The sequence below is a fragment of the Paraglaciecola sp. T6c genome (assembly GCF_000014225.1).
In the GTDB taxonomy this organism is placed as follows: domain Bacteria; phylum Pseudomonadota; class Gammaproteobacteria; order Enterobacterales; family Alteromonadaceae; genus Paraglaciecola; species Paraglaciecola atlantica_A.
Map to the genome: position 1 here is coordinate 1958543 of NC_008228.1, position 15097 is coordinate 1973639.

General features: G+C 43.2%; 14 protein-coding genes. 5 read left to right on the forward strand and 9 right to left on the reverse strand.

All coding sequences use genetic code 11. The features are described 5' to 3' along the window. The 4 genes from PATL_RS08400 to rluF all read left to right on the forward strand — a co-directional run bounded on the left by PATL_RS08400 (nt 1) and on the right by rluF (nt 4428). On the forward strand, nt 1-327 hold the full coding sequence (locus PATL_RS08400; protein WP_011574472.1) for a hypothetical protein: 327 nt from the start codon (nt 1-3) through the stop codon (nt 325-327). Beyond that, on the forward strand, nt 327-608 hold the full coding sequence (locus PATL_RS08405) for a YeaC family protein (RefSeq protein WP_006994118.1): 282 nt from the start codon (nt 327-329) through the stop codon (nt 606-608). Before PATL_RS08400 ends, PATL_RS08405 begins: the two co-directional genes overlap by 1 nt. Beyond that, the gene (locus PATL_RS08410; RefSeq protein WP_011574473.1) at nt 598-3396 is read left to right on the forward strand and encodes a DUF349 domain-containing protein; all 2799 of its coding nucleotides are present in this window, start codon (nt 598-600) and stop codon (nt 3394-3396) included. The genes PATL_RS08405 and PATL_RS08410 overlap by 11 nt, the downstream gene beginning before the upstream one ends. Nucleotides 3397-3531: 135 nt before the next feature. Next, entirely contained in the window at nt 3532-4428 is an 897-nt protein-coding gene (gene rluF / locus PATL_RS08415) for a 23S rRNA pseudouridine(2604) synthase RluF (protein WP_049765943.1), read from the forward strand. A 210-nt stretch (nt 4429-4638) separates the two neighbouring features. Here rluF and PATL_RS08420 read toward each other — a convergent pair whose 3' ends face one another. From PATL_RS08420 to putP, 7 genes are all read right to left on the reverse strand, one after another. After that, the gene (locus PATL_RS08420; RefSeq protein ID WP_011574475.1) at nt 4639-6366 is read right to left on the reverse strand and encodes an SLC13 family permease; all 1728 of its coding nucleotides are present in this window, start codon (nt 6364-6366) and stop codon (nt 4639-4641) included. Between the two features lie 18 nt (nt 6367-6384). Next, nucleotides 6385-7794, reverse strand: coding sequence for a sulfate adenylyltransferase subunit CysN (gene cysN, locus PATL_RS08425; RefSeq protein WP_011574476.1), 1410 nt, complete (start codon nt 7792-7794; stop codon nt 6385-6387). A 2-nt stretch (nt 7795-7796) separates the two neighbouring features. Further along, the gene (gene cysQ, locus PATL_RS08430) at nt 7797-8585 is read right to left on the reverse strand and encodes a 3'(2'),5'-bisphosphate nucleotidase CysQ (protein WP_011574477.1); all 789 of its coding nucleotides are present in this window, start codon (nt 8583-8585) and stop codon (nt 7797-7799) included. After that, nucleotides 8585-9181 (reverse strand): adenylyl-sulfate kinase, encoded by a 597-nt coding sequence (cysC, locus tag PATL_RS08435; protein WP_011574478.1) that lies wholly within the window; start codon nt 9179-9181, stop codon nt 8585-8587. The genes cysQ and cysC overlap by 1 nt, the downstream gene beginning before the upstream one ends. After that, nucleotides 9181-10095, reverse strand: a complete 915-nt coding sequence (gene cysD / locus PATL_RS08440) for a sulfate adenylyltransferase subunit CysD (RefSeq protein ID WP_011574479.1) — start codon at nt 10093-10095, stop codon at nt 9181-9183. Before cysD ends, cysC begins: the two co-directional genes overlap by 1 nt. A 131-nt stretch (nt 10096-10226) precedes the next feature. Further along, on the reverse strand, nt 10227-11447 hold the full coding sequence (locus PATL_RS08445; RefSeq protein WP_011574480.1) for an EAL and HDOD domain-containing protein: 1221 nt from the start codon (nt 11445-11447) through the stop codon (nt 10227-10229). A 20-nt stretch (nt 11448-11467) separates the two neighbouring features. Further along, nucleotides 11468-13003, reverse strand: a complete 1536-nt coding sequence (gene putP / locus PATL_RS08450; protein WP_011574481.1) for a sodium/proline symporter PutP — start codon at nt 13001-13003, stop codon at nt 11468-11470. Between the two features lie 106 nt (nt 13004-13109). On the opposite strand from putP, the gene PATL_RS08455 reads away from it, so the two are divergent. After that, nucleotides 13110-13568, forward strand: coding sequence for a GNAT family N-acetyltransferase (locus PATL_RS08455; RefSeq protein ID WP_011574482.1), 459 nt, complete (start codon nt 13110-13112; stop codon nt 13566-13568). A gap of 110 nt (nt 13569-13678) precedes the next feature. Here the strand turns inward: PATL_RS08455 and PATL_RS08460 are convergent, their stop codons facing one another. Then, nucleotides 13679-14386 carry a DUF3379 domain-containing protein gene (locus PATL_RS08460; RefSeq protein WP_011574483.1) on the reverse strand — a complete coding sequence of 236 codons (708 nt, stop codon included), beginning with the start codon at nt 14384-14386 and terminating at the stop codon, nt 13679-13681. Next, nucleotides 14379-14936: a sigma-70 family RNA polymerase sigma factor gene (locus PATL_RS08465; RefSeq protein ID WP_011574484.1), complete on the reverse strand. Its 558-nt coding sequence runs from the start codon at nt 14934-14936 to the stop codon at nt 14379-14381. The genes PATL_RS08460 and PATL_RS08465 overlap by 8 nt, the downstream gene beginning before the upstream one ends. Nucleotides 14937-15097: the final 161 nt, after the last annotated feature.

Sequence of the window (15097 nt, forward strand, 5' to 3'; positions counted from 1 at the left end):
ATGGCGTTAATTGATTGCCCATCGTGCAATAAGAAAATCTCTGACAAAACCGAAGAATGCAATCACTGCGGTTTCGCCATGGGGCATGCGAGCGATGAAGATATTGCCCGCAAACGCAATTTACAAAAGTACCTGAAATCACAAAAAATCCAAACCCAGTCAATGATAGCCATGCTGATGTTTGTCTCAGGGTTTGGATTTATGTATTGGGGCGGAGCTGCTCCAGGTGAAGTGCAATATAATATTGCTGTGGGTGTCGCGATTATCGGTTTTGTTTGGTACATCATCAATCGTGTGCGTCTCGTTTTTGTTAAGAAGTCTAATTAATGAACCCAGAAATGTTACTGAAATCGATGACCCCAGAGGTTTATCAAAAATTGTTGCAAGCGGTGGAAACCGGTAAGTGGCTTGATGGCAACCCGTTAACAGAAGGGCAACGAGAAACGACTATGCAAGCTGTTATGTTGTATCAAGCGAAAATCCTTAAGTCAGATCAACATATGACTGTTGGGGCTAACGGCGAAATAGTGCAAAAAAGCCGTCAGCAATTTAAGCAAGAGCTAAATGATAAAAACACCATAGCGCGGTTCACCGAAAATGATATTTAAAAAACTGTTTCGTCCTAAGCATCAAGATCCAAAACCTGAAGTGAGAGTAGTCGCTATTGACTCGTTGTCTCCAGACTTGCCAGAACAAAAGTCAATTCTGCATGAATTGGCGTTCAACGATGAAGATGTGAATGTGAGTTTAGCCGCGCTGACAAAGTTAAATAGCTTCGTGTTGTGGTACAAGATGGCAGAGATAGCCAAAAACGAACGTGTGCTCAAGCGCGCTCAACAAGTCGTTGATAATACACTATTTGACGACGATGAGAGCCTATTGAGTAAAGCTCAGAAACGCGAATTTTCCTATGAGTGTAAAAACAGTAAATTGCTCGAGCGCTTGATTAAGCAGCCTTGGGTGCAGCAAGAGCCTAAATTGGTACTGCATATTTTGTCCGTACTGAATAAACCGCAACTGGCGTTACCTATTCTGTTATCCAGCGATGATGACGTTCTTCAAAGTGCGCTTCTTGCGTATGCGGACAGTCCAGCAAGCTTACAAAAAATAATCAAAAAAGCTTCTAGTGAAAGCATTAAGTCTCAGGCGCAAGATAAGTTAAATCAGTTAGCATTTGCCAAAGCCCAACCGATTGAAGTTGAAAAGGGAACGCGTCTCGTTTTGTCTCGCTTGTTAGCGTTAAAAGAGCAGCGTGATTACCGAAAGTTGGTGGATACTCGAACCAAACTAAATGACGAATACGTAATTTTTTCAGCACAATTCGATTGCTTATCACAAGAGAAACGCCAAGAGTTTACGGCTAAATATACTGATATAATCAATAAGTTAGACATTCTAGATGCAGAATTAGCACCTGTTTATCAGGCGCAGCAGCGCAAACGAGATGTAATAGATGCCGTGCAGCATGCCACGGCAGATACGCAAGCGATGCTCGTGTGGTTGTCAGATATTTTATCAAGCGATGTATCAAGTGTTACGTTGGCACAAACGGAGCAAGCACAAACAGAAATTCAGAATCGTATGTCTCGTATTGACACTTTGTTATCGGATGCCAACTTAGCGGGCATGGCCGTGCAAACGAAAGCGCTACAGGCTTTACTTGATGCCTTACAAAAACGCCAGCACACGTTCAATCATTTACCTGCATTTCAAGATGCCCTAAAACAAGCGGATTCGTTATTGACGGATTTTGCCCAGTTGGCCATCCCTTCTCAAGGGGATGATGTGCAAAGTGCTAAATCGATATTGCAGAGCACGACGCAGCATTGGTTTGCGCTACGTGAAGCATATCAAGACAGTTGGCCTAGAGCGCTTGATCAAAGGTTTACGCAATTACAGAGTACATGGCGCAGTGCAATCAAAACCCTTTCAGCAAGTATTACTCAAGATGTGAACCGTATCCGCAGTAAAGCTAAGGCCATTGATGTGCTTATCGAACAGGGAAAATACAAAGCGGCCATGGGTCTCTTTTCCAAGGTCACTAAATGGTTTGAAGCGTTACCTGAACAAGAAAAAGCTCGCAATGAGCGCACACTCGAACAGGTCAGCGCTAAAATAGAGGAATTAAAGTCGTTGCAGGCCTACATCGCCTTGCCGCGAAAGCCCGCTTTGCTTGAAGAAGCAAAAGCGTTAGTTGATGCTAAATTGCCAGTATCATTGCGGGCAGAGCAGGTGAAAGAGCTGCGTCGACGTTGGAATAGTTTGGGTGTGTTGAATACACCTGACGATGATGTGCTCAATAAGCAGTTTGACGCGTTAATTGAACTTGCTTTTGCGCCTTGTCGCGAACACTTTGAAAAGCAACAGTTGCAGCGCGAAAATAACCTTGCGCAAAAACAGGCTCTGATCAACGAGATTGGCACATTAGCTGAGCATGGTTTATCGGCTGATGCGTTAGCAAAAGCGATTCAACAGGTGCAGCAGAAGTGGCAAAACGTCGGTGATGTTGATTTCACTGTTAAAACACAAGTGAACAATGCTTATCGTGAAGCCTTGGCGCCGTTGAAGAAACAAGTCGAAGTGTATTTCAATGAGAATACTGAGATGAAGCAAGCGCTTATCCTGCAAGCACAAGCATTGTCAGCGGTCGAAGATGTTAATGTCGCTATTGAGCAAGCCAAAGCATTACAAGAAAAGTGGAAACACGTAGGCCAGACCCAACGTAAAGTTGAAAATGCCTTGTGGGATCAATTTCGAAAAGCCAATGATGTGATTTTTGCTAAGCGCAAAGCGCACAATCAGCTACAGAAGCAGGAAATTAACGCGCAAGTAGCCGCCGCAGCTGACATATTGCAAAAATTGCAACAGGCGGTTAATGAAGCCCAAACGTTTGATGAATTGGATGGCACTCACATTTTGCAAACTGAGCTAGAGGCACAATTGGTAGCGATGCCTAAAGCGTCAAGCTCTGGTTTATTTCGTCGCTTATCCGGGCTTATTGATGAACGACAAACCAAATTGGAGGGGTTGCAGCGCCAATCTAGAGCCCACGGTGTGAGCGCACTATTTGATATACTAAAGCGCTGGGAAACGCCTGCTTTGCCTGACGATATAGACTCATTGCCTAACCAATGGCAGCAGTCGTTTAAAGCTCTTGGGCAAAGTGACGTACCTCGTCTTAACTTAACCTTGATGCTAGAAATAGTATGCGATGTCCCTTCGCCACAAGCTGACGAAGCGTTGCGTAAAGAAATACAGCTGCAATTGATGGCCGATAAACTTCAGCAAGGCGTTGAATATGACAAATCGTCATTACTGAAGTTATGGATACAACATGGCCCTGTCGCAAAACAAGAGCAGGTGTTGTTATCCCGTGCTCAACGATGCTTTGCTTAGTCAAGCGTTATCAACCGTTTACATCTGTTTCGCCTAGGAATGCCTAGGCGCTAACTAAAGATGACATAGTGGGTTACATTGAATACATCGAACACATCAAACACAACTGTTTCTAGCATTCGCTTAAACAAATTTATTAGCGACTCAGGTTTCTGCTCTCGTCGCGAAGCAGATAAATTGATAGACAGCCAACGCGTGACGATCAATGGCGTTATTCCTGAATTAGGCACTAAAGTGTTGTCTGGGGATGAAGTGCGCGTTGACGGAAACTTGATTAAAGCGAGTGCCGAGAATAAGTCTGACAGAGTGTATTTGGCATACCATAAACCTGTCGGGATTACGTGCACGACTGAGCGCCACGTCAAAGGGAATATTATCGATGCCATCGGTCATCCCGAGCGCATTTTTCCCATTGGCCGATTAGACAAACCTTCGGAAGGTTTAATTTTTTTGACCAGTGACGGTGACATAGTTAACAAAATTTTGCGCGCTGAAAATGCCCATGACAAAGAGTACATAGTGACGGTGGACCGACCGTTGACAGAGCGTTTTATTCACGCCATGGGAGCCGGAGTACCTATACTCGACACGGTGACTAAGCCCTGTACGGTAACAATGCAGAGTAAATTCGTATTTCGTATTATTTTAACCCAAGGGTTAAATAGGCAAATTCGCCGTATGTGCGAATACTTAGGTTACGGCGTAACCAAGTTAAAACGCAGCCGTATTATGTCAATTCGTTTAGCGGGGCTAAAGGTAGGGCAGTGGCGAAATTTAACCCCTGATGAAATGCGTGAAATTAGTGACGCTGTTGAGGGCTCAACCAAAACAGCACTGAAAACCGATCAGAAAATAGCAGCTAACGTTACCGATAAAAATGCCCCAAAGACTGAGCCAACCCGCTCTTCCAAGCGCAGTCATCATCGAGGGATCAAGTCCCAAGTGGGGGAGGCAAAACACGGAAGTAGACGTCAAGCGACAAACAACACCGCACCGGCCACGCCGAGCCGAGGACGCAAACCTAAGGCGTAAGCTGACATTTACTGCGGACTTATGTCAATCATTCCAACGCCAATAAATTTCCGCTGAGTGGCTAATTATTCAATGGAATTGCTATAAGACACAGACACAACAAAAGAAAAAGACGAGAGTGGTGACACTCTCGTCTTTTTTGTCTTGGGAAATAGATTATTTGCGTTTTAAAACGGTTAACCCGTTGGGCTGCTGAAAATGTTCGCTGACTTAAAAGTCATATGTGTACTTCAGTAGGATGAGCACGATGCTCGAGTAACAAACTGAAATAGGCAAACCAAATTTCACAAAGTGTTTCATCTTATAATTACTGGCACTAAAAACCAGTAAATTGGTTTGATACCCATAGGGCGATATAAAGCTAGCGCTGGCGGCAAAAGCGACCGCTAAGGCAAACGGCATCAAAGGTACGCCTAAACTCTCTACCAACCCATAAGCAAAGGGGAACATCAGTGCGGCAGCAGCGTTATTGGTAACGACCTCTGTTAACAACAAGGTTGCTAAATACACCACTACCAATGCCACAAATGGACTGGAGCTTGCCATGAAGGGCTCTAAATAATGTGTGAGAGTGGTTATCACTCCTGCACTTTCTAACGCGTTAGCCAGGCTAAGGGCGCCGACAATCACGACAATGAGCTCTAACGGTAGGTGACGTTTAACTTCGTTGGTGGATGTAACGCCAGTGGCTACCAATATCGCTAGGAAAAACACTAAACCTGTGGCAAGTGAAATGAGGGATGCGGCAGCAAGGGCGATAGTGACTAGAAAACCGCCTAAGGTTATCCACTCTTGTTTTTCGAGGAGTTTTGTGGCGACTTTTTTCTCGGACAAAATGAAAAAGTTTTTGGTTAAGTTTTGGCGCTTGACGAAGTCAGGGCCTGTAGCCAAAAGCAAAAAATCACCTGCTTGGAGTTTAATTTCCCCTAATTTTCCTGATAGGGTTTCACCGTCTCGACGGATAGCCACAACAGCGGCATCAAATAATGCCCTAAAACCAACACTTTTCAGCGTTTTACCAATGATTTGTGCCCGATTAGAAATAATCACTTCGGTAAGGTTTTCACGTAACAAACCATTTGATTCTGCAAAAAGGGTTAATCCCTTGATGTGACTTAAATTATCAACTTTGTGTATATCCCCTGAAAAAATCAGTTTGTCGTTTTGTTGTATGACTAACTCAGGGTTAACAGGACTGATAAGTTTACCGTTGCGCACCACTTCGATTAAAAAAAGCTCAGGTAAATTGCGTAAGTGGTTTTGCTCGACACTTTTGCCAATTAATTCAGAATCGGCTTCTACTTTCGCGTCGATAAAATAACTATTGTATTTGCGGTTTTTGTTTTCGATTACGGGCAACAGTGGCGTTAACAAAAACATTAACACGCCACAGCTTAAACCTGCGACCAAGCCATAGAGCGTAAAGTCCCAGAAGTTAAAACCTGCGTGACCATGCTCGCGCATGAAACTATCAACTATGAGGTTGGTGGAGGTACCTATAAGTGTCACTGTACCGCCTAAAATTGCTGCGTATGAAAGAGGGATAAGTAACTTAGAAGCAGGATGGTATTGATTTTGTTTAGTCGGACCAATCAAACTTGCTACCACGGCGGTGTTATTCAACAATGCTGAAGAAGCAAACGTTAGCCCAAATAAGCGCCAGTAACTGCGTTTGAAGCTCGCAACGATAAGCGTGCGGCCCAACCGTTTGACGAGGGACGTTTTATCTACTGCTGTGCTTACAATCAACAGCAGAATAAGGGTAATTAATCCTTGGTTTGTGAAGTTGGTGATGATGTTTGAAAGCGATAATTGCTGACTTAATATAAGTGCTAACAATGTCCCCGCAAAAATTGAAGAAGGGCGCTTATTCGTGAGAATAAGCGCCGCTAATGTACCGGTAAATATTGCTAATACCAGAAGCTGGTTTATGTCCATATAGTATCGACGTTGCGCCTACAGCTTAGTGATGTCAGTGGCATTCCAATGTGGAAAATGCTTTCTAACCAAGGTATTAAATTCAAGTTCAAACTCAGAATATTCTGTTTTCGTACCTGAATCTTGAATGGCATCAATCACCATACCTGCACCGACTGTGCTATTGGTTAATCGGTCAATAATAATGAACGCACCGGTTTCACGGTTTTTGGTGTATGGGTCACAGGCAACTGACTGGGTAAGCTTGATTTTTCCAACACCAATTTCATTCAAATTAAGCCTTACTGCTTCTTTGTGCTCCATGGTATTTACATCAATCTGGTGTTCGATGTCCGTTACGCTACCTGGTACAAACTTAGTAGCAAATTTGAAACCGTATTGTTTGTTTGGCATTAACGGTGTTTCGTCCATCCACACTAAATTGACTTCATAAGCACTGCTTTGTAAAGGCAAGTTGTCAGATTTGACAATCATGTCACCACGAGAGATATCGATTTCATCTTCAAGGGTGATGGTCGTGGTAAGCGGTGTATAAGCCACCTCTTGCTCGCCTTCAAAACCGACAATAGAGCGCACGGTAGATTGTTTGCCCGACGGAAGCGCGGTGATCTTATCGCCTTTTTTGATTTGGCCAGACACAACTGTGCCAGCAAAACCACGGAAGTTAAGATTGGGGCGGTTTACATATTGCACGGGGAAACGGAAATCATCGATATTGGCGTCATTACCAATTTCAATATTTTCCAAGGTTTTCATTAACGTAGAGCCTTCAAACCAAGGAGTATTCTCGCTCTTATTAACCACATTATCGCCATCAAGGGCTGAGATAGGCACGAACTGAATATCAGGAATATCTAGTTGTTCAGAAAAGACCAAGTAGTCTTTCTTGATATTCTCGTACACTTCTTCACTGAACTCCATTAAATCCATTTTGTTGATTGCTACGATGACGTGTTTGATGCCAAGCAATGAAACCAAAAATGAATGACGACGGGTTTGGGTTTTAACTCCAGCACGAGCATCTACCAATATGATGGCCAAATCACATGTTGATGCACCCGTTACCATGTTGCGGGTATATTGCTCATGTCCCGGAGTATCGGCGATGATAAACTTACGTTTATCCGTTGAGAAGTAACGATATGCCACATCAATGGTGATCCCTTGCTCACGCTCAGACGCTAAGCCATCTACCAACAAGGCTAAATCTACTTTGTCGCCAGTGGTACCAGACTTCTTACTGTCTTTGGTGATGGCGGCAAGCTGATCTTCGTAAATCATTTTCGAGTCGTGTAATAAACGACCAATTAGGGTGCTTTTACCATCATCTACGCTACCGCAGGTTAAAAAACGCAGCATGTCTTTTTGCTCATGCTGTTCGAGGTACGCCAGGATGTCAGATTGTAATAACGCGTTTTCACTATTCATGATCAGCAACTCACAAGGAAATAAGGGTTTAAAACGGATTCTTTTTGGTTGTAGCTAAGAGGTTTAGCGTGTTCATCGAACACATTGGCAGCACTTTCAATAATAGTGACTTTACCACCGGCGGCACGAACCACCGCATCAGCTGCACCTGTATCCCATTCAGACGTAGGGCCTAAGCGAGGGTATAAATGCGCTGCACCTTCAGCAACTAAGCATAATTTTAACGAACTGCCCATTGCCACAAGCTCAGGCTCTCCACCAAGTTTGGCAAGTAGCGCTTGAATGTCAGGACTTTGATGTGAGCGACTGCCTACCACGCGCCACTCTTCGTCATCGCTCTTCATTTTAGGGGTAATCGCTGTACGGCTATCACCTTCTAGCTTATAAGCGCCTTGGCCCACAATACCGACATAGGTTTGCTTTAGTACGGGGGCAAAAACGACACCAAAGACGGGTTCACCGTTATCAATTAATGCAATGTTGACTGTAAACTCGCCATTCTTTTTTATAAACTCTTTTGTGCCATCAAGGGGGTCTACTAACCAATACTGATCCCATGTCTGGCGTTCAGACCAAGGTATGTTAGCAGATTCTTCTGACAAAATAGGTAGATCAGATACGGCTTGTAAGCCTTTGACAATGCAATTGTGGGCAGCTAAATCAGCTTCTGTTAAAGGGCTTTCGTCAGACTTTTCATATACCGCAAAATCACGCTGATATATATCCATTATTGCATCACCCGCTTGGTGTGCAATATGGGTAATACTGTCTATCAATTTGCTATCGAGCATTAGTCAATCAATCCTTTTTGCTTTAATTGAGTGAACAGTTGTTCCGCAGATTCCTGGGCGCTTTGTCCGCTGAAATTAAGGGTGATCTCAGGAGATTCTGGCGCTTCATAGGGTGAGCTGATACCGGTAAAATCAGTAATTTCGCCAGAACGCGCTTTTTGATACAACCCTTTAGGATCGCGTTTTTCGCATTCCTCTAATGGTGTATCGACGAACACCTCAACAAATTCGTTTTGCTCAAGCAGAGAGCGGCAGTAATCACGTTCACTCTTAAACGGTGAGATAAATGCGGTGATGACAATCAAGCCTGAATCTACGAAGAGTTTGGATAACTCACTTATGCGGCGAATGTTTTCAACCCGATCTTTGTCGCTAAAGGTCAAATCACCATTGAGACCATGACGAACATTGTCGCCGTCAAGTAAGTAGGTGTGCTTGCCGTTATCGGCTAATTTTTTTTCTAACAAATTAGCGATGGTCGACTTGCCAGAACCGCTTAACCCAGTCAGCCAAACCACACACGGCTTTTGCCCTTTAGCGTCAGCGCGGCGACGTTTGTCAACCTCGTGCTGATGCCAAACAATGTTGTTTTCCATTAGAAATAACCTTCCATTTTTTTCTTCTCCATAGAGCCAGATGAATCATTATCAATGACTCGCCCTTGGCGCTCAGAGGTCTTAGTTAGTAGCATTTCTTGAATAACTTCAGGTAGTGTATTCGCAGTCGATTCAACGGCACCTGTTAATGGATAACAGCCTAACGTTCTAAAACGTACTGAACGCATCTCTGGCGTTTCACCTTCTTCTAACGGCATGCGCTCGTCATCAACCATAATCAGCAAACCGTCGCGCTCTACTACTGGGCGTGGCTTAGCAAGGTATAAAGAAGGAATTTCGATGTTTTCCATGTAGATGTATTGCCAGATATCTAACTCTGTCCAATTCGACATTGGAAATACACGAATGCTTTCGCCCTTGTTAATTTGTGAATTGTAGATACTCCATAATTCAGGACGTTGGTTTTTAGGATCCCAGCGGTGGTTTTCATCTCGGAAAGAGTACACGCGCTCTTTGGCACGTGACTTTTCTTCATCACGCCTTGCGCCGCCAAACGCTGCGTCGAATTTGTATTTGTTTAACGCCTGCTTAAGACCAACCGTTTTCATAATATCTGTATGCTTAGCACTGCCATGAATAAATGGGTTAATGTCCATATCCACGCCTTCTTGGTTAATATGAACCAACAAGTCTAAGTCGTGCTTGTCTGCCATTTGGTCACGAAAGGCAATCATTTCGTGGAATTTCCATGTGGTGTCTACATGCAGCAAAGGAAAGGGGATTTTACCTGGGGCAAAGGCTTTACGCGCTAGATGTAACAACACAGAAGAGTCTTTACCTACTGAGTAAAGCATTACTGGGTTATCAAATTCAGCGGCTACTTCACGAAAAATGTGAATACTTTCCGCTTCAAGCTGTTTCAAATGTGTAACGTTTGGAATCGACGAAGTCATAGAGTTTCTCGTGCTAAGTTAATGGATATACTAAAATATTATATGCATAGAACAATATCACGAAAACGAGCAGTCATGATATATTTTTTAAAAATATATCATGACAAAATGACAACTGTTTGAATGGGGGATTACTTTAAAGCCTGGAGTCTTTCTTTTGCCCATAGTTGAGATTGTTGAAACATTGAAAATGCATCATCAAAATTAACGTCGAGATTTTCACACAGGCGATTGACATCACTCCATCGACCTTCCTCAAAAAATTCGCTCAGCATTAAGTATTTGGCCTGTTCCCCCTGACGTAGCACGATACTGTCTTTGATATTCTGAGATATAGGCAGTTTTTCCATAAGGTCTGCGATATCAGCATCCAACATGGCGTCAAGTAATGACAAAAGCCCAACCAAGAAAGCGGATGCCACGCCGTCGCGTTGATTGGAATATTCTGTGAGTAGTTCACAATAACGAGCCCGCGAAAGTGACATCACGGTAAGCTCAGCAGGCTTGCCTTCACTGAATTGAGCAGTAAAAAGTAACGACACAAAACGCCTAAGCTCAGTTTGCCCCAACACCACAATAGCTTGTTTTATCGTCTCAATTTGTTTGGTGCGTTTAAAAATCGGCGATTGGGCATAACGCAGCAATTTAAAAGAGAGACTCACATCAGATTCAAACGCTTGAGTGATAATCTCAATTTTGGGGTCTTCTTTGGCCATTTCCCCCATTAATTTCGCTATGGACATTTGCGAAGGCGTTAAGGCTGTGTTTTTTATAATCTCTGGTTTACTGAAAAAGTAGCCTTGAAAATAACAACAGCCATACTCCAGTGCTTGTAAGTATTCTTGGTGGGTTTCAATCTTTTCTGCTAACAATTTTACCTTGGGGAAGGGCTTTATCGCTTCTATTATCTTTAGAATTTGCTCATGTGAGGTATCTTGATAGTCAATTTTAATAATATCGATATAAGGAAAGAAATGCAGCCAGACTCCTTGGTGAACATAGTCATCAAGGGCAACGATATAGCCCTTTTTCTTTAGATCGATACACGCATTAAGTAGTTTTTTACCTGGTTTAACCGTTTCTAAAATCTCTACTACAATCTTCTCTTTAGGTAGCATCAAAGGATACCCGTCTAATAACGAATTATGTGTAAAGTTTATGAACGCTAGCGTGTCAGGCAACAAGCTGTCTAACCCTAGATTGAATTGAAGCCCAGCGACCATTTTCGCTGTAGCTTCATCTTCATTTATATTTGGAAAGGTATTCTCCAAACTATCCCGAAATAACAATTCATAAGCAAACAGTGTTTTATCTGCATGTAATATCGGTTGCCTAGCGGCATAAAAGTTCATGTAAATTCCCTATTTAAACATTAAGAAGCATTGCCGCCGTTATTCACCGAGTCGTGCAGAGTCTTCTCTACTTTCTCAAATGTATTGATAATTGAACTATCACTTTGTTTTGACACTAGGCTGATTACAACAATAGTCAAGCTCGACAATATAAAGCCCGGTACTATTTCGTATAGCCAAGCACTTAGGCTCTGGCCATTGATAGTAATTGGCAAATAAATCCATAATAACACTGTTACAGCGCCGACTAACATGCCACTTATGGCTGAGATGAGTGTCATTCGCTTCCAAAATAGACTGAATAAAATCAAAGGCCCAAATGCTGCACCGAAACCGGCCCACGCATTACTGACCAATGACAATATGCTGCTATCTCTGTCGTACGCCAAGAAAATAGCGACCAAAGCAACAATGACCACGGATATACGGCCAACAATGATCAGTTCGTGTTGACTCGCATCTCGTCTGAAAAATGCTTGATAAAAGTCGCTCGTTAGAGAGCTCGATGTGACCAGTAATTGCGAGGAAATAGTGCTCATAATTGCAGCCAGAATTGCTGCAAGCAAGAAACCACCGATTAAAGGATGAAAGAGCAACTGAGATAAATAAATAAATATTGTTTCCGCGTCATTCAATGGTGTGCCCTGTTTGGTCACATAGGCTAGCCCTAGTAGCCCCGTTGCTAATGCCCCTGTTATGGCTACTACCATCCACGATATGCCGATCGTCTGAGCGGTTTTAATGTCGTTTACGCTGCGAATGGCCATGAAGCGCACAATGATATGGGGTTGCCCAAAATACCCGAATCCCCAAGACAGCATGGATATGATGGCAATTGTCGATACAAGCTCACCATTTGAAGCATTGACGAACATATCTAAGTATTGACCATTAAGGGTACTTAAAGACTGGGTGACACCTTGCCAACCGTCTAAATCGACGAGCACCACCACTGGAACCAATACCAGCGCTACAAACATGATACATCCTTGCACAAAGTCAGTGATGCTCACAGCCATAAACCCTCCAAATAAGGTATAAGCCACAACCACACCAGCGGTAATGTATAAACCCAACTCATAATTTAGACCGAATGATGTTTCAAACAATTTGCCGCCAGCAACGACACCGGATGAGGTATATAAGGTAAAAAACAGCACAATGACGATAGAGGAAACAATGCGCAAAACGCGGCTTTTGTCGTTGAACCGATTCTCAAAGTAGTCAGGGATAGTAATCGCATTATTTGCCACTTCTGTGTATACCCGTAAACGGGGAGCTACCAGTACATAGTTAAAATAGGCGCCAATGACGAGTCCTATGGCTATCCAAGCACTAGACAAACCGGTCAAATACATTGCGCCGGGTAAGCCCATTAACATCCATCCGCTCATATCTGAAGCGCCAGCCGAAAGGGCAGTAACCTTTGGGCTAAGGTTTCGCCCCCCCAGCATATAACCTTCTACGTCAGTATTTGCCTGTTTGAAAGAATAAAGGCCAATAGCGAGCATGGCGAGAAAGTACAATCCTAATGATATAAAAGTGGCTGTTTCCATGGTGTCCTTCGATTAAGATGAGGAATGATTGAATTTTTGTTTACGCTGTTGCAAATTAGCGTTTACTTTTTTACACCATGCTATCAAGCAACCTAGGAATACACTAGTGTCGGCATTATATAAAACCCAAGTAATCTCTTTTAGTCAGCTGAAGTTGAACGATTTATACGCAATTTTACAATTGCGTCAGGACGTATTTATCATCGAACAACAAAGTATATACAGAGACATAGACGAGCAGGATAACGTCAGCACACACGTTTGCGTGTTTCACCAAGCTAGGTTAATTGCTTATACAAGGGTACGTACAACAAAACAGCCAAGTATCGCTAAGATTGAGCGGGTGGTGTGTTTGCCAGAATACAGGGGGCAGGGAGTCGGGAATAGATTAATTAAAGAGGCGATTAAGCAGATTCGTCTTGACCCTAAAGTCACAACGATCACGTTATCAGCCCAGACTGATGCGTCTGATTTCTATCTTAAATTTGGTTTTCATCCAGAGGGTAAGCCTTACGATGATGGCGGCATCGAGCACATCGATATGTTTTTATCGGTGGGCAGATAAGGGGAGCTTCAAAAGGGAGTCGAGGGAGATAAAAAAAGGAGCATAAGCTCCTTTTTCTCAAACATTGTCGGTTTCTATGTAGCGCGCTCTTCTTTACGCGCAACACATTCTTAGGCAGAGAAGGTCATGCCTCTAGTCAATTTATCTTTGGTCTGCTCTACATCATGTACATTTTCACTGACGATCACTAAGCTGGTATCTTTCATATCCACTGCTTCGGCGGTTAGATAGCCATCGGTGACTCTGTCTTTTGCTTTGTAACCGTCTTTATGAGGCACAATAAATACAGTCACTTTGCCATTATCGCCTTGCATGACTAAGTGCAGGCTTCTAACCCCTTCGAAGTCACAGTGGTTTGCATAAAATACTTGCCCCATATCCTCATTTAAATGACCACCGTATTGGGCGAGCTTAGCGTTGACTTGTTGCAAGGTGAAATCTTCGTTCGCATCAAGCGCATGAGGACCTTCATGATATACGTGAGCCAGTGATTGAGCTGACACATCAATGTAATTTTGTTGTTGCCACAGCGTGAAACTAACACCCACAACAAACGCTAAAGATGCCGCTAGCGCTAAATGCACCCGGGCACGCTTCTTATTGTGTTGGTGAGTTTGCATAGTTTGGCGCAAAATAAGTTTGTGTGCTAAATCGTCAGGCACATCGACTTTCATCGCCGCTTGTAAACTCGCATCGATCTTTTTTTGCTCAGACCAAAATTCGTGTTTTGCAGGGTCTTGTGCTGCCGCTTCTTTGACTCGTATGTCATCGCAATTCGGATCAGCATAAATGGTTCTGCGAAATTCTAAATCATCCATTTTTCCGTTCTCGATTGTCATTTGATTTCTCTAGCGCCTCTTTAATTTGGCTTCGCGCCCTAAATAGTCGGGTCATTACGGTATTCTTGTTTAAATCTAGTTGAGCTGCAATTTCATCTCCGCTGTATCCAAACATGATTTGCAACATTAATGGCTCTCTATACTCTTCAGTCAAAGACGCCATTATTTTCCGTAACTCTCGGTGCTCAATCTCAACTTCGTGAGTCAACTGATCGTCTGAGATAGACACATCATCGATATCAACCAAGTCGAACTGCTTACGTTCAAAGCGTCGGGCATTTTCCCGACGCAATATCGTAATCAACCAAGATTTGGCGGCTTTTTCGTCCTTTAATGAATCCAATGATTTCCATGCACGCAGAAATGTCTCTTGGACTATGTCTTCTGCCACCGCTTTATCTTTAACCAGCCAGTATGCATAGCGGAATATATCACCATGTAATGCTTGGACTAGGGTTTCGTATCGTTTTTGTTTATCTAGCATGTCACTAGAGACCGAGGCTTTTTTAAATTGCTTTCGCAAATTCATTATTTATTTCCGCCTTTTATGTGTGATCTTATTATTCGTTAAAGCGGGGCATAGTGCAATTCGCCCTTAGTCGTGGGAGAAAGGCTGATTGCACATGCATTTTTACTGCGGATGTTGCCCCATATTTACAAATGAGGCATGAAAAATAGCGCTCTTAAGTC